The organism is Acinetobacter sp. WCHA55 (genome assembly GCF_002165305.2).
Classification (GTDB): Bacteria; Pseudomonadota; Gammaproteobacteria; order Pseudomonadales; family Moraxellaceae; genus Acinetobacter.
Genome location: NZ_CP032286.1, coordinates 290,496 through 313,986 on the forward strand (window position 1 = coordinate 290,496; position 23,491 = coordinate 313,986).

Consider the following 23,491-nt stretch of genomic DNA (forward strand, 5'->3'; position numbering starts at 1 on the left):
TCAGTTGATTATTTTAGCTATTGTTTAAAAAGCCTCCCTTGGGAGGCTTTTTTGATAATGAAAGCCTCTTAAAAACGGTTTTGTCTATGAAAAGTAATATTTCCCTACAAAAAGTCGTTTGGAGCTTTGTTAAAACAAGGTAATAATGTGCAGTTACATTTTTCCTTCCGATCATATTGAGTCTTTATGTCGCATATTTCTGTATTACTTCACGAAACTGTTGATGCTTTGGTAGCAGATCGCAATACAGGGATTTTCATTGACGGGACGTTTGGTCGTGGCGGACATACGCGTTTGCTGTTGTCTAAGCTGGATGAAAATGCACGTGTCTATGGTTTTGATAAAGACCCGCAAGCACTGGAAACAGCCGCGATTTTAGAACAAGAAGACCCACGTTTTAAAATTATCCATGCCAGCTTTGCTGACCTTAAACATGAGTTAGAAGTACGTGGCATTGGCTTGGTCGATGGGGTTATGGCCGATTTGGGCGTGTCTTCACCGCAGCTTGATCAGGCGGAGCGTGGCTTTAGTTTTATGAAAGATGGACCACTGGATATGCGTATGGACAATTCAAAAGGTCCAACTGCAGCGCAGTGGCTGGTCAATATTGAGGAAGAAGCGTTAGCCAATATTATTTTCCAATATGGTGAAGAGCGTTATAGCCGTCGTATTGCCAAAGCCATTAAAGCGGCGGGGTTGATTGAAACCACAGCGCAGTTAGCTGAAATTGTGAAAGTGGCGCACCCGAAATGGGAAAAAAATAAACATGCCGCAACACGAACTTTCCAAGCAATTCGTATTGCCATTAATAAAGAATTAGAAGATATTGAAGTTTTCCTACCGCAAGCGGTAGAGGTATTAAAACCGAATGGTCGTTTAGCTGTGATTAGCTTCCATTCCTTAGAAGATCGATTAATTAAACAATTTATTCAAAAAGAGTCGACACTTGAGGAAGACATGGGTTGGGGGATGCCACAACAGCGACCAGATACACGTCGTTTAAAGAAAGTATCACGTGTGAAAGCAAGTGATGCCGAGGTTAAAGCCAATCCACGTTCACGTAGTGCATGGCTTAGAGTTGCAGAGCGCTTAGCACTTAAAGGCGAATAATGAAAACTGAAGTCGTTGAAAAAATTCCAACAAAGTTAAAGTTTAAGAAGCTAATTGCATATGCCATTTTATTGGTGCTGGTGTTTATCAGTGCCATGATGGTGGTGTTCCAAGTGTTTGAATATCGCCATGACTATCGCGAAATGAGCTCTTTTATGCGCGAGCGTGATGATTTAAATGCGGAATGGGGCCGTTTGTTGATTGAACAGCAAACTTTTGGCGCAACTGCACAAATTGGAACGCGCGCGGTGACGCAACTGCGGATGTATTCGCCACCTGCGGCGCAAACCGTAGTGATTTCTTTACCCACGACTTCAGAAGACAAAAAATAAGGCCGCTGTAACATGGTAGAAAAGCGTAAACCCACTCGAAAAAAACAGCAAGCGGTGACTGAAAAATCTGCTCTACAGGTTGAAATGTGGCGCTTTTATCTTATGTGGGCGGTGGTTTTAGCCTGCTTTATTGCTTTGGTTGGACGTGCTTTCTACGTGCAGGTTATTAATACCGAATTTTTGCAAAACAAAGCCAATGCCAATATTTTAAGAACTGAAAAAATTAAGGCCATGCGCGGTGTAATTTATGACCGTCATGGTGTGCCTTTGGCGATCAGTACGCCGATCATGAAAGTGGTGATTGACCCGCGTGATTATTTTGATAATAAAAAACTGTTTGATGAAATCACCGCTGAATTAGCCAAAGACCCGCACAATCGTAAATTGAAGCGTCAATTACCAGATAAAAACTTAAATCTGGATGAACTGGCTGATGCCGTAGGTATGGATCGTGCGGAGCTGAAGCGAAAGTTGAATGAACGTCCGCGTTCGCGTTATTTGGTCTTGAAAAAAGAAGTGCCACCTCAGCAAGCGGAGCTGATTGCAAAACGTGAGTTCCAAGGAGTTTACACTGAAAAGAACTACAAGCGTTACTACCCTCAACCACAACCGAATGCGCAAATTATTGGTTTGACCAACAGTGAAGGTTCGGGCATTGAAGGTTTAGAAATGCAGCTGAATCAACGCTTGTCGGGTATTGATGGTGAGCAGCAAATTGTCCGAGATAAAAAGGGCAATCGTTTTAAAGATGCTGAGGTGGTTAAAGAAGTTGAGCCGGGCGAAAATATTACGCTCAGTATTGATTCGCGCCTTCAGTACATTATGTACCGTGAACTGACCGCTGCGGGTGTAGCCAATAATGCACGTTCTGCAACAGCAATTGCGGTCGATGTGAAAACAGGTGAAATTTTAGCGATGGCATCGTGGCCGTCGTACAATCCGAACGATAAAAACAGTTTGTCTAATAAAGATGCCATGCGGAACCGTGGTGCGGTTGACTCTTTCGAGCCAGGTTCAACCATGAAGCCTTTGACCATTTCAATGGCTTTGGAAAGTGGCAAATATATGCCGAATACTGTGGTCAATACCACTCCGGGTTCGATGCGAGTCGGTAATCATACCATTCGAGATACGCATAACTATGGTCCACTAACCTTGGGTGGGATTATTCAAAAATCCTCTAACGTGGGTGTGGCTAAAATTGCATTGTCTCTCCCTTATGCAACTTTACCGACTTTTTACAAACGTCTCGGTTTTGGTCAGCGTTCAGCTGTTAAATTCCCAGGTGAAAGTGGTGGTTTAATTCTGCCACCAAGTAAATGGAATGTATCGGAAGTGGCGACCATGGCATATGGCTATGGCTTAAATGCGACTGTGCTGCAAATGGTGGATGCTTATGCCATGTTGGCCAACAAAGGTGTGAAAATGCCTTTGAGTTTGTATAAGTTAGATGCGCCGCCTCGTGGTGAACAAATGATTGATCCAAAAATTGCGGATCAAGTTTTGTTGATGATGGAAACGGCAACCTTACCCGGTGGTACTGCGACGCGTGCGACTATTCCGGGTTACCGTGTGGGGGGTAAAACAGGAACCGCGCATAAGTTACGTGCTGACCGTAAAGGCTACTCAACCAATGAATATCGTGCACTTTTTGCTGGTGTAGCACCTGTTAGCGACCCGCGTTTAGCGATGGTGGTTGTGGTCGAAAACCCGCAAGGAACCTACTATGGTGGTACGGTGTCCGCGCCTGTATTTGCCCGTGTTATGCAAGAATCCTTACGTTTAATGAACGTGCCTTTAGATAAACCCTTAGATGCTCCTGTAATCAAGAGATAGGTGATGAATGTCGATTACATTTCAACAACTTTACGCCGCTAACCAAAGCGCTGAATGGATGGCGCAGCCATTTCAAGGTTTTGTTCTTGATAGTCGTAAAGTACAGACAGGGCAAGTTTTTATTGCGCTGACATCGCTTTCACAACCTGAAAAAACAGGGCAGTTTGCACAAATAGCCTTGGATAAAGGGGCTTTAGCGGTGGTGAGTGAAACAGAGCTTGGACTTGCAAACAGTATTGTGGTGCCAAATGTACGTCACTTGATGGGAGACTGGCAAAAGCAATTCTTGTTGGCCACTAGTCATGTACAGCCTGCTCGTATTTTAGCGGTGACAGGAACCAATGGTAAAACCACGATTTCTCGTTTGGTCGCAGAACTGTTGATGCTCCAAGGCAAATCATGTGCGGTGATGGGCACGACAGGCAATGGCATTTTACCCAATTTAGAAGCATCGTCGCATACCACTTTAGATGCGCTACATTTACAAAATGCACTACATACTTATGCCCAGCAAGGTGCTGAATTTGCATCGATTGAAGCCTCTTCGCATGGTTTGGAACAAGGTCGTTTAGCGGGCAGTGAGATTGAAATTGCTGCATATAGCAACTTAAGTCGCGACCATCTTGACTATCATGGCACGCTTGAGGCTTATGCCGAAGCTAAATCTCGTTTGTTTCAATTTCCATCATTGAAGGTCGCTGTGATTAATCTGGATGATGAGCATGCTGGAGTCATGATTCAAGCGGCACAAAATAATCCAGCCCAACCGAAAATTTTAACCTACTCAACCACGCAGTCTGCTGACTATCAGGTAAAGAATATTCAATATAGCCTGACGGGTGCGAACTTTAGCTTGTGTACGGAACAGGCGGAATATCAGGTACAGAATCCATTATTGGGACATTTTAATATTGAAAACTTGGTCGCAAGTTTAATTATGGTTGAACAAGCGGGTTTTGAATTAGCTGATGTGATTGCTACGACAGCACAGCTCAAGGGTGCACCAGGTCGTATGCAAGTGATTCGTGATGATGCGCGTTTATTTGTAGTTGATTATGCGCATACGCCTGATGCTTTGGTGCAAGTCTTAAGTACCTTAAAGCGCCATGTTGAACAGCAACTGTGGGCAGTATTTGGCTGTGGTGGAGACCGCGACCGTGGCAAACGACCACTTATGACCCAAGCAGCTTTAAATGGAGCGGATGTGGTGTTGTTGACTTCAGATAACCCACGGACTGAAAATCCTGAGCAAATTTTTGCTGATATGAAAGCGGGCGTTGATTTCTCAAATCGTATGGTTCATGAAATCCATGATCGTCGTGAAGCGATTAAGTTTGCCGTTCAACATGCCCAAGCGGGTGATATTGTCGTGATTGCTGGCAAAGGTCATGAAAACTATCAAGAAATAGAGGGTGTTCGGCATTGGTTCGACGATGTTGTCGAAGTGCAATCCTCGATAGATGCACAGCACCACACTACTGATTCTGCTTATCCTGCACACTAAGGAAGTCGTATGCATACCTCAACAACTAGCACAGTGCCTTTAGTGTCATGGACCGCCGCACAGTTACTCGAAGCAACCCAAGGTTATTGGCTAAATGATCAAGCGCCAAATACTGAGATTAAGCGTATTTTGACGGATTCGCGTGATGCAGAAGCAGGTGATGCTTTCTTGGCACTCAAAGGCGAACGTTTTGATGCGCATGCTTTTATTATGCAAGTTGCTGAACAAGGCTGCCAAGTGGCCATTGTGAGTCAACCTATTGATGCAGATATTTGTCAGTTGGTGGTGCCCGATACACGTTTGGCATTGGGGCAACTGGGGGCTTATCGCCGTGCACAAAACCCGCAGCTGAAAGTGATTGCGCTGACGGGCAGTAGTGGTAAAACCACCACCAAAGAAATGTTAGGCAGTATTTTGTCACGTATAGCGCCGACGTTGGTGACCCGTGGCAATCTGAATAACGATTTGGGTGTGCCAGTTATGTTGCTGGAATTACGTCCTGAGCATCAATACGCAGTGATGGAATTGGGTGCAAGCCATCAGGGTGAAATTGATTATACTTCGAATTTGGTCCAGCCCTTGGTTGCAGGCATTATCAATATTGGCACAGCACATTTGGGTGAGTTTGGTGGACGCGATGGCATCTGCCGTGCTAAGTCTGAGATTTATGCGCATATTGCTCCAAATGGCACATCTATTGTTCCTGCAGCCGATGATTTTGCTGATAGCATTCGCCAAGCAGTACAAACTGAACAGGTGCTCAGCTTTGGTGTGGGGGGTGAAATCTTTGCCACTGAGATTGAGTTACAGGCACAATCGGCAACGTTTAAGCTAAATACCCCGCAAGGCGCGCATCAGGTGAATTTACCATTTGCGGGTGAGCATAATGTTCAGAATGCAACTGCTGCGGCAGCTTTTGCTTTAGCGATTGGTATTAGCTTGGATGATATCGTGATTGGCCTTGAGCAAGCGGTCGGTGCAAAAGGGCGTTTGAACTTTATTCAACAAGGCCATCATTTGTTGATTGATGATACCTACAATGCCAATCCAACCTCTATGCGTGCCGCTGCTGAAGTGCTTGCACAGCAAGAGGGGGTTCGAGTAATGGTGATGGGTGATATCGGTGAGCTAGGTAGCTCTGCTGCACAGCAGCACTATATGCTGGGGCGTGATTTGGTCTCAGTGAAAGGGCTGAACTTCGTGGTGGCTGTTGGTGAATTTGCACCTGCGGCACAAGAAGGCGCACGCAGCACCCAATATGGCAAAAAAATGCAGGCTTTTTTGAATCAAGAGCAGGCTTTGCCGTTCTTACTTAGTTTAATTGAAACACATCAACCCCAGTCTATGAGTTTCCTGTTTAAAGGTTCTCGTTATACCCATATGGAAACGTTGATGGCTGATTTGATGGAGAAACTCTAAATGTTGTTATGGTTATTTGAACAACTGGCGGGCTACCATAGTTCGTTTCAGGTGGTTCGTTATTTAACATTGCGTTCTTTGCTCAGTGTTTTAACCGCACTGACCATTGGTCTAGTGCTCGGTCCTGTGATGATTCGCAAGTTGCAAGCACTCAAATATGGTCAAGCCGTGAGTTCATATGCTCCTGAAAATCATGCCAAAAAAATGGGCACACCAACCATGGGTGGGGTGCTGATCTTGCTTTCGATAGGTATCTCCACCCTGTTGTGGGCAGACCTATCCAACCCATATGTATGGATTGTCTTGGCAGTGATGGTGATTTTTGGTGCAGTAGGTTGGGCCGATGATTGGATCAAGATTCGCTATAAAGACAATGCCGGCTTACCTGCCCGTAAAAAATTCTTTTGGACATCAGTTGCGTCATTAGGGGCAGGTATTGCACTGTATGTGATTGCACAGCAACAGGGCAATCCTGTGCATACTGCAAATATGCTGGATTTGCTGATCCCGTTTTTTAAAGATTTAAGTATTCCTTTATCGGTGATTCCGCTGGGTATTGGTTTTATCATTTTCACCTATTTGGTGATTAATGGTGCATCAAATGCCGTGAACCTGACCGATGGATTGGACGGTTTAGCGATTATGCCAGTGGTTCTGGTTGCAGCTGGTTTAGGCGTATTTGCATATTTGGCAGGTGATGTCCGTTTTGCCAATTATTTACATATTCCTTATGTGCGCTTTGCTTCAGAGTTGGTGGTGATTTGTGCTGCGATGATTGGTGCAGGTTTAGCTTTCCTTTGGTTTAATGCACATCCTGCACAGGTCTTCATGGGTGATGTGGGTGCATTATCATTGGGTGCAATGCTCGGTACAATTGCGGTCATGGTTCGTCAGGAAATTGTTTTTGCTATTATGGCTGGTGTGTTTTTGGTCGAAGCGATTTCAGTCTTCTTGCAAATTGGCTCCCTTAGAATGCGCAATAAACGCGTGTTCTTAATGGCACCATTACATCATCATTATGAGAAAAAAGGCTGGCGTGAAACCCAAGTGGTGATTCGTTTTTGGATTATCACAATTATGCTGGTAGTTTTAGGCCTAATGACCTTAAAATTGCGTTAAGCAAAAGGATGAAAAGAGTCGGCATTTGCCGGCTTTTTTTATACCTGAGGTAATGTCTTGGAGAAAATAATGAATCTGCTCATGTGTCCTGTGTGTCGTGAGGCTTTAACTTTAAACGAAAGAACATGGCGCTGTGCGAATTCACATAGTTATGATGTGGCAAAACAAGGCTACGTCAATCTGCATGTCGTACAACACAAGCACAGTAAGAACCCAGGGGATACACCAGCGTCTGTACAAGCGCGCCGTGCATTTTTAAGTGCAGGATATTATGCGCCTTTACAGCAAGCAGTGGTGAACAAAGTACGCGAGCTTCGGATTGAAAACTTACTGGATATTGGCTGTGGTGAAGGTTATTACACAGACGCGATGCAGGTTGAAGTGCTGCAATGTGTTGGTGTCGATATTGCGAAAAATGCAGTGCAAGTGGCTGCGAAAATCAATAAAAATATCACGTGGGTGGTGGGGACAGGGGCGACCTTACCTGTACTGGATCAGTCAATTGATTTATGTAGCAGTTTATTTAGTCCGATTCCAAAACAGGAAATTTTAAGGGTGCTCAAGCCGCAAGGATACTTGTTGGTGGTAACCCCTGCGCCTCAGCATCTATATGCAATTCGTGAGGCTTTGTTCGAAGAGGTCAAGCCACATGAACCAAGCAAATTTGTAGAACAGTTGAGTGATGCATTTGACTTGGTGAGTGATGATGTCGTCGATGCTGAACTTAAGCTTAATCAGCAGGACTTAAAAAACCTGATTGCGATGACGCCATATGCCTATAAGGCGAAACAAGAGCGCCGTGAAGCTTTAGAGGCTCAAACAGCTTTTGAACTACACGCCCAGTATCAAATTTTACTGTTTCAGAAAAAAGCATAAGTATAAAAAAGCCCGCAGATGCGGGCTTTAATTATTGGACTTGATCAATCAAATGATCGAGCGCATCCGCTTTAGGTTTCGGTTGTTCTTTGGGTGCTTGCATGGTGGGTGGGGTGCTGTTCTTTGGAACCAACGTTTCTTCTTCACCCGGCAAATCATCAAAGTCACGCTCAGGAGCACGTGGAACCACCACTGGTGCAGGGCGATACAAAGGCTGCGCCAATGGTGGGGTCGGCCCCAAGTTGCTCTGAGGAGCTTCTTTCTGATGGCGTTGGATCGGTGCTTTGGCTTTGGCATCGAGTTGAACCCAAGCCGAAGGCGTGCCTTGTAAGGCTTTGCCCATGAAGTCTGTCCAAATCGGGAGCGCAGCCACACCACCATATTCGCGGCGCCCTAAAGTCGTAGGTTGGTCGAAACCGACCCATGTTATAGTCACCAATTTGCCATTAAAGCCAGCAAACCAAGCATCTTTTGCATCATTTGTAGTTCCTGTTTTACCGCCCAAGTCATCTCGTCCAATACGTAGCGCAGCACGGCCTGTACCATGTTGAATTACGTCTTTTAAAATATTCGCCATATCATAAGCAGAACTGGATTTTAAAATACGTTGCGCTTGACGATAGTCACTGTTGATCTCAACAGGATTTTCCGATTTTTCAGTGGGGTTTAGATCTTGGTTGGTGACTTCAATTACTTCATCATCAGGTGTGATGGTGTCAGCAGATTGAGGATTTGATTCTTGTTGAGAGATACAACTGATACATGCATATTCAGGGTTGTTCTGATAAATGACCTTACCATAGGCATCTTCAATCCGATTGATGAAGTGTGGCTGAATACGGTAACCGCCATTGGCAAAGGCAGAGTAACCTGTGGCCATTTGAATTGGTAAAACCTGAGGTGTTCCGAGTGCAATGGTGTAGTTACGCGGAATCTGTTCATCGGTTAAGCCGAAGTCCATGAACAATTGGCGTGTACGTTCAATGCCCACGGTTTGCAGGAGTCGAACTGAAACGGTGTTACGCGATAAATAAAGGGCACGACGCAGTGGGATCATGCCTAAATAGCGGCCATCAGCATTGCGTGGTGACCATTTCCCAATGGTGATCGGGCTGTCATTGACCATGCTATATGGTGTCATACCGCGCTCTAAAGCGAGTGCATAGACAAAGGGTTTAATAATCGAACCTGGTTGGCGCCAGCCTTGTGTGGTTCGGTTAAATTTAGATTGATAAAAATTATAACCACCAACCAGTGCTTCTACAGCACCATTGTTTGGGTTAAGTGCAATCAGTTGGCCCTGAACTTTAGGCAGTTGTACCAAAGCCCATGAGGTTTTGTTGTCATTGGGGCGCAGGCGTACAATATCTTTCACTTGAACAATTTGGGATGCTCTTGATGGCGCACCGCCTACCGCATTCGCATTGCGATAAGGGCGTGTCCAAGACATGCCAGACCATGGCACGGTCACCGTTGAGCCATCTTGCATTAAGGCATCAAAACTATTTTGATTGACACGAGTGACTTCAGCAGGGAAGGTGTTGGCAAACGCACTAAAACTACTTAAGGGTTTGTCATGGGCTTCCGCACCACGCCAACCATGACGACGATCATAGGCTTCTAAGCCATCTTGTACCGCTTGTTCTGCGTAGGCTTGGCGTTCACTGTTGATGGTGGTGTAAACCTTATAACCTGAGTCAATCGCATGCTCGCCGAACTTTTCGATCAGTTCGCTGCGGACCATTTCACCGATGTAGGGAAATCGGTTGCTTACCCCACGATCAGGCATATCGAGGTTAATCGGTTCAGCGATGCCTTTTTCATATTGGCTTTGATTGATATAGCCTAGCTGGAGCATACGGCCCAAAATCCAGTTGCGACGCTCTAAAGCACGTTCTGGATTCACCACAGGATTGTATTTAGACGGCGCTTTAGGTAGACCTGCAATCATCGCCATTTGTGCAATGCTGAGTTCATCTAAGCTTTTGTTGTAGTAAATTTTAGCTGCTGCTGCGATCCCGTAGGCATTTTTACCTAGAAAAATCTTGTTGACATAGAGGGTTAAGATTTCCTCTTTGGTTAAATTCTGTTCAATTTTCCGTGCTAGAAAAACCTCAGTCAGCTTACGCTTTAACGTACGCTCTGGACTAAGATAATAGTTTTTTGCCACTTGCATGGTGATGGTCGAACCACCCGTTTGTACATTTGAGCCTGTAATGCTCTCACTCACAGCACGGCCTAAGCCTTTAAAACTGATGCCACTATGCTCAAAAAAAGAAGAATCTTCTGCTGCTAAAAAGGCATGAATAAAACTTTGTGGGATCTGATCGTAATCTACGGGTACAGATAGCTTGCCACCGTATTCCGAAATGAGTTGGTTGTCCGCACTATAAACTTGTAAAGGTTTTAGTAATGGCGCCTTTTTTAGAGTTGTCATTTGCGGCAAAGATGGGGCAATATAGAGATACATGCCATAAAAACCCATTGGAATTGAGACCAACATTATAATAATGATCAAAAAAAATGGATGAACACGGCCCGAACAAGATAGCTTTTTCATAACAAGTAAGTTTTAATAAGAGCTAATGGCAAACTAATTAGCGGTCAGTATATCCTGTACACATACGGAATGTTAGATGAGTTATTGTATCCGTATAAAATTATAGACGCGGACTAATTAGTGGGTTACTTTTTTTGGGGATAAAAAAATAATAGGAATGATACTGTGCTCAGGTTATATCGTAAGCCAAGTAAGGGGTTAATAGGAGTAGATATTAGTTCGACTTCTGTTAAGGTATTGGAACTTTCTGTTAAAAACAATCGGTACTGGGTGGAGAGCTATGCACTAGTCCCATTACCAGAAGGAAGTGTGGTCGAAAAAAATATATTGAATCCAGAAGCAGTTGGTGATGCCCTTGAGCGTGCGGTAAATTTGGCCAATGTTCAATCGACGGAGGTAGCGCTGGCAGTTCCGACGTCTATGGTGATTACTAAAATCATTGAAATGGATGCAGATATGAACGATGACGAACGTGAGATTCAGATTCGTGATGATGCTGAACAATATATTCCATTCCCATTAGATGAAGCGAGTTTGGATTTTGAAGTTCTTCCAGACCGTTTAGCCAATCCCAATCGTGTCAACGTACTCCTCGTTGCAACCCGCATTGAAAATGTAGAGGCGCGTGCAGAAGCATTGGAGCTGGGTGGTTTAACGCCTAAGATTGCCGATGTTGAAAGTTTCGCCATTGAAAATGCATTCAAAGTCTTTTCAGATACGCTTCCAATGGGCGTAAACACCGTTGGAATTTTAGACATTGGTCATACCATGACCACCTTGTCCGTTATGCAAAATAATAAAGTCATTTATACTCGTGAACAGGTGTTCGGTGGTAAACAATTGACTCAAGAAATTCAAAACCGTTATGGGTTGTCTTTTGAAGAAGCGGGACGTGCTAAAAAAAGCCGTACCCTGCCTGACGACTATGATATTGAAGTACTTGAGCCTTTTCTTGAAGCGGTAGTGCAACAAGCAGCACGTTCTTTGCAGTTCTTCTTTTCGTCCTCTCAATTTAATGAGATCGATCATATTTTATTGGCAGGGGGGAATGCCAATATTCCAGGACTAGCGAAGTTATTACAACAAAAATTAGGTTATCGGGTCACCATTGCCAACCCATTTTTACAAATGGGCTTTTCTCCACAAATCGACATTAAAAAAATTGAAAATGATGCTTCATCACTCATGGTGGCATGTGGATTGGCATTGAGGAGTTTTGATTAATGGCAAAAATAAACCTACTCCCTTGGCGTGATGCGTTAAGAGAGAAACGAAAAAAAGAATTTATTGCATATTGTGTTGGGGCTGCATTAGTTGGGGTTTTAGCTGTTGCTTTAGCTTGGTTGTTTTACAGTCAAAAACTTGAAGATCAAGAACAGGCCAATCAGTTGGTGGTGAGTACCAATCAAAACTTAGATGTTCAACTAAAGTCATTGGAAGGTCTACAAGAGCAGCGCAATGCGATTGTTGAGCGGATGAAGTTGATCCAAGGTTTACAAGGTCAACGTCCTGTAGCAGTTCGTTTGGTCGATGAAATGGTACGTGTTACTCCAAGTAATATGTACATTACTAAGTTTGTACGCACGGGCGATAAATTTACCATTGAAGGGAAAGCCGAAAGCCCGAATACAGTTGCGGAATTTTTACGTAACCTAGAGGCATCGGCGTGGTATCGTAATGCCTTTATGAATTCATTCTTGGTTGCTGAAGAGAAAAAAGATAAAGCACCAAGCTCCATTGTGCCGCGTGTTGAAGAAACCTATGGCACCTTTGTTGTAACAGCAGATTTAGATGAGATTGCTCAGCCAGTAGGGCCTGATGCGACCACACCTGAAGCAGCAAGCACAGTTAATAATTCAACAGCGGGGGCAGCACAATGAGTCGCGATGAATTTGAAGAATTAACATCAGAAAACCATGCTGTAACTAAGAAAAAAATGACAGTTGATAAGTTTTTTCAACAGTTTAATACTTTAGATCCAAACAATTACGGTAGTTGGCCCTTTTCAGTCAAATTGACTTGTTGGATCTTTATCATTTTAGTGATTGGGGCATTGGGTTATTTTGTCGTGATTAAGCCGAAGCTTGATGCGATTTCAAATGCACATGCACAAGAACAAAATTTACTGAATGAGTTTCGTGAAAAAGATTCAAAATTACGTAACTTGCAGCAATATCAAGCACAGTTGCAAGAAATGGAAGCGAATTTCAATCAGCAGTTAGAACAGTTGCCGAAAGAAACTGAAATTCCGGGTTTGGTTGAAGATATCAACGTGAGTGGCGTAAATTCTGGATTAAAGTTTAAGAATATTCGTTTAGAGCCAGAAATTCGACAAGAGTTCTTTATCGAACAGCCGATTTCTATTGAAGCGACGGGTGATTATCATTCTTTTGGTTCATTTGTCAGTGGAATTGCAGCTTTGCCGCGTATTGTGACCTTGCATGACTTCGATATCTCAGCATCAAGTAACAATGATAAAAAGACAGATATTCCACAAATTTCATACAGTGTAAAAGCGAAAACCTACCGTTATGTCGGGGCGGCAGCTACAACGGATGTTGATGTAAAAGATACAAAAAATGATAAGAAAGCCGATGCGGGAGGTGCCAAGTAATGAAATATCAAAACCTCTTACTTAGTCTTTGCGTAGGACTACTCCTTGTTGGTTGTGATTCACGTATTGATGCGGTCAATATGCAAATGGCTGAAATTCGCAATCAGCCACCATTGCCGATTGAGCCTGCGCCAGATTTCCCACCTGTGCCGACTTTTAATTATGCAGCGCATCAATTAAAGAGCCCATTCATGCCAAGTTCGCTAGCTGCTGAACTGAAAATCATGGCTGGAAAGCGTGTTTATCCAAACTTATCTCGCCAATTACAACCCTTAGAAAGTTATGCGATTGAATCGCTGAACATGAAAGGCAGCATGCGCGGACAAAATGGACAAATTTTGGCGTTGATTCAAACACCTGATGGTGAAATTGAACGCGTGCAGCGCGGTAGTTATTTGGGAATGAATCATGGTCGTGTGACTAATATTACCGCCACACAAATTGATTTGATTGAAATTATTCCGGATGGGCGTGAGGGCTATGTCGAACGCCCGAGAAGCCTAGTATTAATTGGGTTGGCGCCTTAAAAAGGAAAAGGAATAAAAATGAAAAATAGTGCTAAAGATTTTATTTTTGGGGATGGCAATACGATGAACCATATGTTCCGTCAGTTTTCAATGGGTGCAATTGCAATGGCGGTAATGCAGGCTGCAAGTGCACAAGTCAGTATTACGAATATTGTGCCGATGCAAATTCCAGGACAGGGAACAGAAATTCGGGTCATGTTCAACGGTTTGCCACCTCAACCGCAAGCCTATCAGTTGGAACAGCCATCACGTCTGGTTTTAGATTTCGATAAAGCACAGCAGAGCTTAAAACAAGGCAGTATTGCAGTTGCAACGGCTGAAGCCAGTACTGTGGATGTGACTTCAGATGCACAACGTTCACGTTTAACTGTAAATTTGGCGGATGCAGGTGCATTTACTACACGTGTTGAAGGTAATACTTTTATTCTGAAAATTAACTCAGCGAGCCCAACAGCAGTAACACCTGTTGCTGCGGCACGTTCAGAGCAAGGGATTTCAAATATTGGGTTCCAGCGTGGTTCAGATGGAGAAGGCCAAGTTGTCATTGATTTAAAAGGCAGTAATACCCCTGTCGATGTAAAACAGCAAGGTAGTAAAATTGTAGTGCGCGTTTTGGGGAATAAAATTCCTGCACATTTATCACGTCGTCTCAATGTGAATGATTTCGCAACCCCTGTATCGACCATTGATGCACAAAACGATGGTAGTAATGGTCTGATCACAATTCAATCGAATGGTAGTTTTGAATATATGGCTTATCAGGCAGAAGATAAGCTCACCATTAGTTTGAAGCGTCCTGAAGATAAAAATCCAATGAAGCCTAAAGCACCAAGTGCTTATACGGGCAAAAAGATTTCTTTAGATTTTCAGGATATTGAAGTGCGTCGTGTATTACAGCTGTTGGCTGATTTTACAGGCGTTAACATGGTGGCTTCGGACACGGTACAAGGTAATATTACCTTACGCCTTAAAGATGTCCCGTGGGATCAGGCGCTTGATATTATTATGAAAACCAAGAATTTGGATAAGCGTCGCAATGGTAATGTGATTTGGATTGCCCCTGTAGCAGAATTGATTAAATCTGAGGAAGATGAAGCCAAAGCCATCGCACAAAGCATTAAACTTGCACCGATTCAAACCGATTATATTCAATTGAGTTATGCAAAATCGGCAGATGTATTGAAATTGTTAGAAGACTCTCGTGATAGTAAGGGGAGTGTGTCGAATCGTACAGCGGGTTCAGAGTCATTGGCTTTAGAAAGCTTATTGAGTTCACGGGGGAGTGCGGTTTCTGATTCACGTACCAATACCTTAATTATTAATGATACACAGCAAAATATTGACAAGATCCGCCGCATGATTGACTTGTTGGATGTCGCAGTGAAACAGGTGATGGTCGAAGCCCGTATCGTCACAGCATCAACAGACTTTTCTCGTGAATTGGGGATTAAGTGGAGTGCGAAGAAGCTGGGTAATAGCCCAGTCTGGGGCGGAGATTTCCAGCCAAGTTTTGATTTGGGTGTAGATTTGGCAACAAATACTGCGGGTACATTTAACTTTGGTTTATTGAAAATTTCAGACTATATGTTGAACCTTGAGTTAAGTGCACTTCAAGCGGATGGTCATGGTGAAGTGTTATCAGCGCCTAAAGTACTTACTGGCGATAAACAGAAAGCATATATCTTGCGTGGTACAGAGATTCCCTATCAAACATGGAGTGCGACAGAAGGTTTAAAAACCGAGTTTCGCGCGGCTAACTTAAAGTTAGAAGTGACGCCAAGTATTACTCCAGATGGTAAAGTTCAAATGGCGCTCATGGTTGAGAAAGACTCAATTGGTGACATTACCAATGATGGTATTGCGATTGACACCAGCGAATTACAAACCAATGTGTTGGTAGATGATGGTGAAACTGTCGTATTGGGTGGTATTTTTGATGATACGAAGCGTAATGACTATCAAAAAGTGCCATTCTTGGGTGATTTACCTGTGGTAGGTAATTTATTTAAGAATAATGTCAAAACGACGATACAAACGGAGTTATTGATTTTTGTGACACCACGAATTGTTAATGACAGTGTTTCAAGAAATCATTAATATATTTTCAATTTGAACAAATCTAAAAGGTGACTCCTTGCCAAGCAAAGAGTTTGACACCCTACCAAATATATATTTGGTAGGGCCTATGGGGGCTGGAAAAACAACGGTAGGACGACATTTAGCTGAACTGTTAGGGCGTGAATTTCTTGATAGTGATCATGAGATTGAGCGAAAAACAGGGGCAACGATTCCATGGATCTTTGAAAAAGAGGGAGAGCTGGGGTTTCGGAGTCGTGAAACAGTTGTGATTGATGAGTTAACCTCTCGACCTAACTTGGTTTTGGCCACAGGGGGTGGGGCGGTGACTCAGGCTCCAAATCGTGCATTTCTTAAACAACGTGGTATCGTTGTTTATCTTTATACTCCTGTAGAGATTCAACTACAGCGAACCTATCGTGATAAAAATCGCCCATTGCTTCAAGTGGAGAATCCTGAACAAAAGTTAAGTGACTTACTTAGCGTTCGAGATCCTTTATATCGTGAAGTTGCCCATTATATTATCGAGACCAATCAAGGGGCTGCACGAGACCTGGCGCAGCGTATCTTAAACTTGATTCTTGTAAAGTAGTTTTGATTCAGTTTTGAAGTGATTTGATCCATGCAAACCTTATATGTTGAACTTGGCGAACGCCGTTACCCGATCTTTATTGGCAGTGATCTAGATCCGAAAGCTTTACTTGAGCCGTATATTCACGGGCGCCAAGTGATGATTGTGAGTAATGAAACGGTCGCGCCTTTGTATTTAGCGCGTTACGTGGCAGCAATTGAAGCGTTGGGAAAAACAGTTGCAACGTGTATTTTGCCCGATGGTGAAAAATATAAGAATATTGAGCACCTCAACCTGATTTTTGATGCATTGTTAGCGTCAGGCTTCAACCGTGATTGTACAGTTTTAGCTTTAGGTGGCGGTGTGATTGGTGATATGGCGGGCTTTGCTTCGGCATGCTTCCAGCGTGGGGTCTATTTTATTCAGGTGCCAACGACACTTCTTTCACAGGTGGATTCGAGTGTCGGTGGTAAAACAGGGATTAATCATCCGCTGGGTAAAAACATGATCGGGGCATTTCAACAACCGCAAGTGGTCTTGGCAGATATGTCTCAACTTAAAACGCTGCCAGCACGTGAGTTATCAGCAGGTTTGGCAGAAGTGATTAAGTACGCACTCTTGGGTGATGCTGACTTTCTTACTTGGTTGGAACAACATATGGATGCTTTGGTGCAGGGGGATGAGGCTGCACTGGCTGAAGCTGTTTATCGTTCTTGTGCCCATAAAGCTCGTATTGTTGCTAATGATGAAAAAGAACAAGGTGAGCGTGCATTATTGAATCTTGGGCATACTTTTGGTCATGCGATTGAATCCTATCTAGGTTATGGCGAATGGCTCCATGGTGAAGCTGTTGCAACAGGTATGGTGATGGCGGCGGATCTCTCTCAGCGTATGGGTTGGATCAGTGCAGAAGATTTGGCGCGTACAAAAAATATCATTCAAAGCGCGAATTTACCGATAGTATGTCCGCAGATTCCCCTCGATGACTTTTTGGCGTATATGGCTCATGATAAAAAAGTCTTGAACGGGGAACTGCGTTTGGTTTTGATGCAAACGGTAGGACAGGCCATCATTACCAAATCATTTGATGTAGAATTGATGAAACAGGCGATTTTAGCCAACCAAGAGCAGGCATAACTTTATTATGGCAACAACCCTTCGAACCCAGTGGCAGACAAAGCAGAATTATATTTGGCTTGCATTCGGAGGGGCATGCTTGTTTGGCGCCTTAGTCTTTTGGGCTATTACAGATCAAGAGACTGTGGTTGAAGTTGAAAAAAAAGCTGAATCCGAAGTTGAGTTACAAATTCAGCCAGAAAAAGTCGCAACCACCGCCCATTTAGGTTCATTCTTCGATGAAGTAAAACCTTTGGATATGACGACTCGTGTGGTGGCCATTGCGCAGCATGAAGCTGAATTCCGTGGTACTAAGTTTATTCAGGAAAATAAAAAGAACAGTACAATTGAACTGTTTAGAGTTTCGGAAGAAGCAATTATTAAGCGTTTTTTGCAGAGGCAATCTGATCGTCAAGCGTTTAGTTACTTAAGACTGACGGGTGAAAACCAAATTGAGCAATATGTGCTGATTTATGGCGTATATAAAAATGCCAATGAGGCGCAAAAAGCATTGGCGGATTTAAAACTGACGTTGCCAAAGTCGGTGCAACCCAAAGTTGGAAAAATTGAAAGTTATGCTGAATATGTCAATGATCTTGGTTCTGATGAACTTGGACTTAGCAATAAGCTCTATGCCGTGCAGTTGAAACCAGCTGCTGTACCCGTGATTGATGAAGCCATGCTTGCTGCGCGTCAACAAGCGGCACGTGCGGCAGTCGCACAAAATCAACAATCGACAACATCGACGACGGTTACTCGTCGTGATGCGGATGGAAATGTGGTTGATGTGCAAAAGTCACAAACGACCGTAGAGAGTACGCCACAAAATAAAACAAATGAACCTGAAGTGACCGACCCATTTAATTAAAATTGATTCATTATGGCGCATCAAAAAATGTAACTTTGGTATATGCACAAAGATAGTGCAATAATTTAATTGTATTCGAACAGAATTTTTACGTAAAAAGCACAAACTTAATAAAACTAAAGCGCTTAACACATAAAATAAATAATTGGCATAAAACTTGCTTTAATGGTGCATGAATTGAGTTGATGTCACTGTTTTGGCGCAAAAAAGATTCGATTTATGAGCGAAATAGTAGCGGCCAAGTGCCTTAAATAAGTGCGTGACTGCTGCATACATTTTTTCAATTAAGACATGCATAAAGACGAAAATCAGTCTATCTTGGGTGTGAAGAAAAAATGCTGTACTTCAATCAGAATCTGAATATGAGTCAATTGAACGAATCGGCAAGAAGTAATTAGATTGTTAGACGCCCGACAGGGCCTGTAGAAAGAAGGGTACGCTATGCACATGCCATCGCCTAATACTGTAGCTCCCGCTCAAGGTTTATACCAACCGGATGAGTTTAAAGATAACTGTGGTTTTGGTTTAATCGCCCATATGCAGGGTGATGCAAGCCATGATCTTGTCAAGACTGCTATGCACAGTCTGAGCTGTATGACCCACCGCGGTGGTATTGCTGCAGATGGTAAGACAGGGGATGGTTGCGGTTTACTCTTAGCAATGCCAAAACAGTTTTTCCGTGAAGAAGCGAAAAAACTCAGTGATATTACACTCAGTGAAGTTTTTGCTGTCGGTACGGTGTTTTTAAGCCTCGATCCAGCGATTGCAGCACATGCAAAACAAATTCTAAGTAAAGAAATTGAATCTGAAGGCTGTCGAGTATTGGCATGGCGTGTGGTCCCGACCAATAACGATGCTTTGGGTTCGATTGCGATGCAGTCACTTCCTGCATTTGAGCAAATTATTGTGAACTGCCCAATGGGCGTTTCTGAAGTTGAGTTTAACCGTAAACTCTTCTTGGCACGTCGCCGTGCAGAACAGCAGCTCAGCAATGACTCATCATTTTATGTCACTACATTATGTTCAACAGTGATTAGCTATAAAGGCTTGATGATGCCTGAAGCAATTGCTGACTTCTATACAGACTTGGCAGACCCGCGTCTTGAGTCACATATTGTGGTGTTCCACCAACGTTTCTCGACCAATACTTTGCCGCGTTGGCCTTTGGCACAGCCGTTCCGTTATCTTGCGCATAATGGTGAAATTAATACCATTACTGCGAACCGTAACTGGGCGATGGCGCGTACGCCAAAGTTTGAAAACCCATTGTTGCCTGGTTTAACTGATTTAAACCCAATCGTGAACCGTACTGGCTCGGATTCTTCAAGCTTAGATAACATGCTTGAAATTCTTGTGGGTGGCGGTATGGACTTGTTCCGTGCATTGCGTATGTTGGTTCCGCCAGCATGGCAGAACGTTGAAACTTTAGATGCAGATTTACGTGCATTCTATGAGTTTAACTCGAAGCATATGGAAGCGTGGGATGGTCCTGCTGGTCTCGTGATTCAAGATGGTCGTCATGCAATTTGTATGTTGGACCGTAATGGTTTACGTCCAGCACGTTGGGTGATTACCAAAAATGGTTACATCACATTGGCATCTGAAATTGGTGTATGGGGTTACGAGCCTGAAGATGTGATTTCTAAAGGTCGTGTTGGTCCAGGTCAGATCCTAGTGATTGATACCTTTACAGGTAAAATGCTTGATACTAAAGATGTCAGCACGCATTTGAAAAAAATGCGTCCATATCGTGAATGGTTACGCGAAAACTCAGTTCGTGTACAAGGTAGTCCAGAGCTAGAAGAATATTTATGTGATCAAGGCTTAAAAGGTGATGACCTGAAAGCATCACAAAAAATGTTTATGGTGACCTTTGAAGAGCGTGATCAATTGCTTCGTCCAATCGCTGAAAGCGGTCAGGAAGCAGTAGGTTCAATGGGTGATGATACGCCAATGGCAGTTTTGTCTCGCCAAGTACGTCATGTGTCGGACTACTTCCGTCAACAGTTTGCTCAGGTCACCAACCCACCAATCGACCCATTGCGTGAATCAATTGTGATGTCATTGGAAACTTGTTTGGGGCGTGAACAGAACGTCTTTGAACAAGGTCCTGAGCATGCAGATCGTTTGATTATTTCAAGTCCAGTGTTGTCAAATTCGAAAATGCATCAAATTCGTACGTTAGGTCGTACAGGCTATGAAATTGCAGATATTGATTTAAATTATGCAGAATTTGAAGGTCTAGAAGCAGCGATTGCGCGTATCTGTGAAGAAGCAGCACAGGCAATTCGTGACGGCAAAACCTTATTGGTATTGTCTGATAAGAAAATCCGCCAAGGTTTCTTACCTGCAAATGCGTTAATGGCAACAGGTGCTGTGCATCACTACTTAATTAGTGTCGGTTTGCGTACGGATGCCAATATTATTGTTGAAACAGCGCTGGCACGTGATCCGCACCAATTTGCAGTTATTCTCGGTTTTGGTGCAACGGCGATTTATCCATATCTTGCTTATGATGTAATCAATGACTTGGTTGCAAAAGGCGAGCTATTGGGTGACCCAATTCAAGCACAAGTGAATTTCCGTAAAGGCATTGAAAAGGGCTTGTTAAAAGTACTTTCAAAAATGGGGATTTCTACGGTGGCCTCTTACCGTGGTGGTCAACTATTTGAGGCTGTGGGTCTGTCTGAAGAAGTGGTTTCAAAATGCTTCACTGGTGTACCGAGCCGTATCAAAGGTGCAACCTTTGTTGATCTTGAAAATGATCAGAAGAAACTGGCTGAAACTGCATGGAAAACACGTAAACCAATCGATCAAGGTGGTTTGCTGAAATTTGTCTTCGACAAGGAATACCATGCATTCAACCCAGATGTGATTAATGCTTTGCATAAATCAGTGCGTTCTGGTCAATACGCAGACTTTAAAGAATATGCTGAATTGGTGAATAACCGCCCAGTGGCGACAATTCGCGATTTGTTAAAGTTAAAGACAGACAACTCGATTGCTCTAGATCAAGTGGAATCTGTAGAAGCGATTTTACCGCGCTTTGACTCTGCAGGCATGTCTTTGGGGGCATTGTCTCCAGAAGCGCATGAAGCGATTGCGATTGCGATGAATACCATTGGTGGTCGTTCAAACTCTGGTGAGGGCGGTGAAGATCCAGCACGTTATGGCACCATTCGTAACTCGAAAATCAAACAGATTGCTTCAGGTCGTTTTGGTGTAACGCCTGCGTATTTAACCTCTGCTGAAGTCTTACAGATTAAAGTGGCGCAAGGCGCTAAACCGGGTGAAGGTGGTCAATTACCAGGCGGTAAAGTGAATGGCTTAATTGCACGTTTACGTTATTCGGTACCAGGAGTGACCTTAATTTCTCCGCCACCGCATCATGATATTTATTCAATTGAAGATTTATCACAATTGATCTTTGACTTAAAGCAAGTCAATCCTCAAGCGATGGTCTCAGTGAAATTGGTGTCTGAGCCGGGCGTGGGTACGATTGCGGCGGGTGTAGCAAAAGCTTATGCTGACTTCATTACTATTTCAGGTTATGACGGTGGTACAGCAGCATCGCCATTGTCTTCAATTCACCATGCAGGTTCGCCTTGGGAGTTGGGTCTTTCTGAAGCGCATCAAGCACTTCGTGTCAATGACTTACGTGGTAAAGTCCGCGTTCAAACTGATGGTGGTTTGAAAACAGGTCTGGATGTGGTGAAAGCAGCGATTTTAGGTGCAGAAAGCTTTGGTTTTGGTTCAACGCCAATGATTGCTTTGGGTTGTAAATACCTGCGTATTTGTCACTTAAATAACTGTGCAACGGGTGTTGCGACTCAACAAGATCATTTACGCCAAGAACATTATATTGGCGAGCCACAAATGCTCATCAACTTCTTCACGTTTATTGCTGAAGAAACACGTGAGTGGTTGGCGGCATTGGGTGTTTCAAGCCTTAAAGATTTGATTGGTCGTACAGACTTGCTTGAAATGCTTCCTGGTGAAACTGAAAAACATGCACACCTTGATTTGAGCGCATTACTTGAGTCCCATCCTTCTGCGCAAGGTAAGGCACAGTACTGTGAAGTTGAAGGCAACGCACCATTTGATAAAGGCTTGCTTGCTGAGAAAATGGTGGCAGAAATGTTGCCAGCAATTGAAGCTGGAACCACTGGTGAATATCACTTCACCATTGGCAACTGTGACCGTTCAATTGGTGCACGTATTTCAGGTGAGATTGCGCGTCGTTATGGCAACCTCAGCATGGAAGCGCACCCAGTGAAGATGAACTTGGTGGGGACTGCGGGTCAATCTCTCGGCGTTTGGAACGCAGGTGGTTTGCACATTCGTTTAGAGGGTGATGCGAACGACTACGTAGGTAAAGGTATGGCAGGTGGTCGTGTGTCGATCTTCCCACCAAAAGGTTCGCCTTTCCAAACTCAAGAAACTGCGATTATTGGTAACACTTGTTTATATGGTGCAACGGGCGGTAAATTGTTCGCAGCAGGTACGGCAGGTGAGCGTTTCGCGGTACGTAACTCGGGTGCTTTTGCCGTGATTGAAGGTGCGGGCGATCACTGCTGTGAATATATGACAGGTGGTATCGTGACTGTACTTGGCAAAGTGGGTCACAATTTCGGTGCAGGGATGACAGGCGGTTTTGCTTACGTTCTTGACCTTGATAATGACTTCGTTGATCATTACAACCACGAGCTGATTGAGTTGAATCGTATTTCGACTGAATCGATGGAAGAACATAAAGAGTTCTTAAGCCGTATCTTAGATGAACACATTGCTGAGACTGGTAGTGCTTGGGCGTACAAGATCCGTAACGAGTTTGATTTCTACAGTCGTAAATTCTGGTTGGTGAAACCAAAAGCTGCCAATTTACAGACTTTGTTGAAAACGACTCAAGCTGATCCACAATAATTCCACTACTGCTGATACATAGGCAGGTGCAGACGATAGA

The 23,491-nt window shown here is 43.7% G+C and carries 17 protein-coding genes; 16 read left to right on the forward strand and 1 reads right to left on the reverse strand.

Annotation, left to right across the window (positions count from 1 at the left end; all coding sequences use genetic code 11):
* The first annotated feature begins 186 nt into the window (after positions 1–186).
* The 7 genes from rsmH to CDG62_RS04160 all read left to right on the forward strand — a co-directional run bounded on the left by rsmH (position 187) and on the right by CDG62_RS04160 (position 8,196).
* A complete protein-coding gene (gene rsmH, locus CDG62_RS04130) occupies positions 187–1,110 on the forward strand; it encodes a 16S rRNA (cytosine(1402)-N(4))-methyltransferase RsmH (protein WP_004978100.1) in 924 nt (307 codons plus the stop codon).
* Positions 1,110–1,442: a cell division protein FtsL gene (gene ftsL / locus CDG62_RS04135; RefSeq protein ID WP_058870427.1), complete on the forward strand. Its 333-nt coding sequence runs from the start codon at positions 1,110–1,112 to the stop codon at positions 1,440–1,442. Before rsmH ends, ftsL begins: the two co-directional genes overlap by 1 nt.
* Before the next feature lie 12 nt (positions 1,443–1,454).
* The gene (ftsI, locus tag CDG62_RS04140) at positions 1,455–3,278 is read left to right on the forward strand and encodes a penicillin-binding protein PBP3 (RefSeq protein WP_010327652.1); all 1,824 of its coding nucleotides are present in this window, start codon (positions 1,455–1,457) and stop codon (positions 3,276–3,278) included.
* A 7-nt stretch (positions 3,279–3,285) separates the two neighbouring features.
* Positions 3,286–4,782, forward strand: a complete 1,497-nt coding sequence (locus CDG62_RS04145) for a UDP-N-acetylmuramoyl-L-alanyl-D-glutamate--2,6-diaminopimelate ligase (RefSeq protein ID WP_087527288.1) — start codon at positions 3,286–3,288, stop codon at positions 4,780–4,782.
* A gap of 9 nt (positions 4,783–4,791) precedes the next feature.
* Entirely contained in the window at positions 4,792–6,201 is a 1,410-nt protein-coding gene (locus tag CDG62_RS04150) for a UDP-N-acetylmuramoyl-tripeptide--D-alanyl-D-alanine ligase (RefSeq protein WP_087527289.1), read from the forward strand.
* On the forward strand, positions 6,202–7,320 hold the full coding sequence (mraY, locus tag CDG62_RS04155) for a phospho-N-acetylmuramoyl-pentapeptide-transferase (protein WP_087527290.1): 1,119 nt from the start codon (positions 6,202–6,204) through the stop codon (positions 7,318–7,320). It begins immediately after the preceding gene.
* 69 nt (positions 7,321–7,389) lie between these two features.
* Positions 7,390–8,196 (forward strand): putative RNA methyltransferase, encoded by an 807-nt coding sequence (locus CDG62_RS04160; protein WP_087527291.1) that lies wholly within the window; start codon positions 7,390–7,392, stop codon positions 8,194–8,196.
* Positions 8,197–8,227: 31 nt separating this feature from the next.
* On the opposite strand, the gene ponA is transcribed toward CDG62_RS04160, so the two are convergent.
* A complete protein-coding gene (ponA, locus tag CDG62_RS04165; RefSeq protein ID WP_087527292.1) occupies positions 8,228–10,756 on the reverse strand; it encodes a penicillin-binding protein PBP1a in 2,529 nt (842 codons plus the stop codon).
* Between the two features lie 165 nt (positions 10,757–10,921).
* Between ponA and CDG62_RS04170 the strand changes: the two genes are divergently transcribed.
* The 9 genes from CDG62_RS04170 to gltB all read left to right on the forward strand — a co-directional run bounded on the left by CDG62_RS04170 (position 10,922) and on the right by gltB (position 23,451).
* Positions 10,922–11,980, forward strand: coding sequence for a pilus assembly protein PilM (locus tag CDG62_RS04170; protein WP_087527293.1), 1,059 nt, complete (start codon positions 10,922–10,924; stop codon positions 11,978–11,980).
* Positions 11,980–12,636: a PilN domain-containing protein gene (locus CDG62_RS04175; protein WP_087527294.1), complete on the forward strand. Its 657-nt coding sequence runs from the start codon at positions 11,980–11,982 to the stop codon at positions 12,634–12,636. Before CDG62_RS04170 ends, CDG62_RS04175 begins: the two co-directional genes overlap by 1 nt.
* Complete coding sequence (locus tag CDG62_RS04180) at positions 12,633–13,370, forward strand: type 4a pilus biogenesis protein PilO (RefSeq protein WP_087527295.1); 738 nt, start codon at positions 12,633–12,635, stop codon at positions 13,368–13,370. The genes CDG62_RS04175 and CDG62_RS04180 overlap by 4 nt, the downstream gene beginning before the upstream one ends.
* Positions 13,370–13,897 (forward strand): pilus assembly protein PilP, encoded by a 528-nt coding sequence (locus CDG62_RS04185; protein ID WP_087527296.1) that lies wholly within the window; start codon positions 13,370–13,372, stop codon positions 13,895–13,897. The genes CDG62_RS04180 and CDG62_RS04185 overlap by 1 nt, the downstream gene beginning before the upstream one ends.
* Before the next feature lie 18 nt (positions 13,898–13,915).
* Positions 13,916–15,994, forward strand: a complete 2,079-nt coding sequence (gene pilQ / locus CDG62_RS04190; RefSeq protein WP_087527297.1) for a type IV pilus secretin PilQ — start codon at positions 13,916–13,918, stop codon at positions 15,992–15,994.
* 88 nt (positions 15,995–16,082) lie between these two features.
* Positions 16,083–16,565, forward strand: coding sequence for a shikimate kinase (locus CDG62_RS04195; RefSeq protein ID WP_265088291.1), 483 nt, complete (start codon positions 16,083–16,085; stop codon positions 16,563–16,565).
* Positions 16,566–16,595: 30 nt separating this feature from the next.
* Positions 16,596–17,681, forward strand: coding sequence for a 3-dehydroquinate synthase (gene aroB / locus CDG62_RS04200; protein WP_087527299.1), 1,086 nt, complete (start codon positions 16,596–16,598; stop codon positions 17,679–17,681).
* Between the two features lie 7 nt (positions 17,682–17,688).
* Positions 17,689–18,528: a hypothetical protein gene (locus CDG62_RS04205; RefSeq protein WP_087527300.1), complete on the forward strand. Its 840-nt coding sequence runs from the start codon at positions 17,689–17,691 to the stop codon at positions 18,526–18,528.
* Positions 18,529–18,975: 447 nt separating this feature from the next.
* Entirely contained in the window at positions 18,976–23,451 is a 4,476-nt protein-coding gene (gene gltB, locus CDG62_RS04210; RefSeq protein ID WP_171405701.1) for a glutamate synthase large subunit, read from the forward strand.
* Positions 23,452–23,491: the final 40 nt, after the last annotated feature.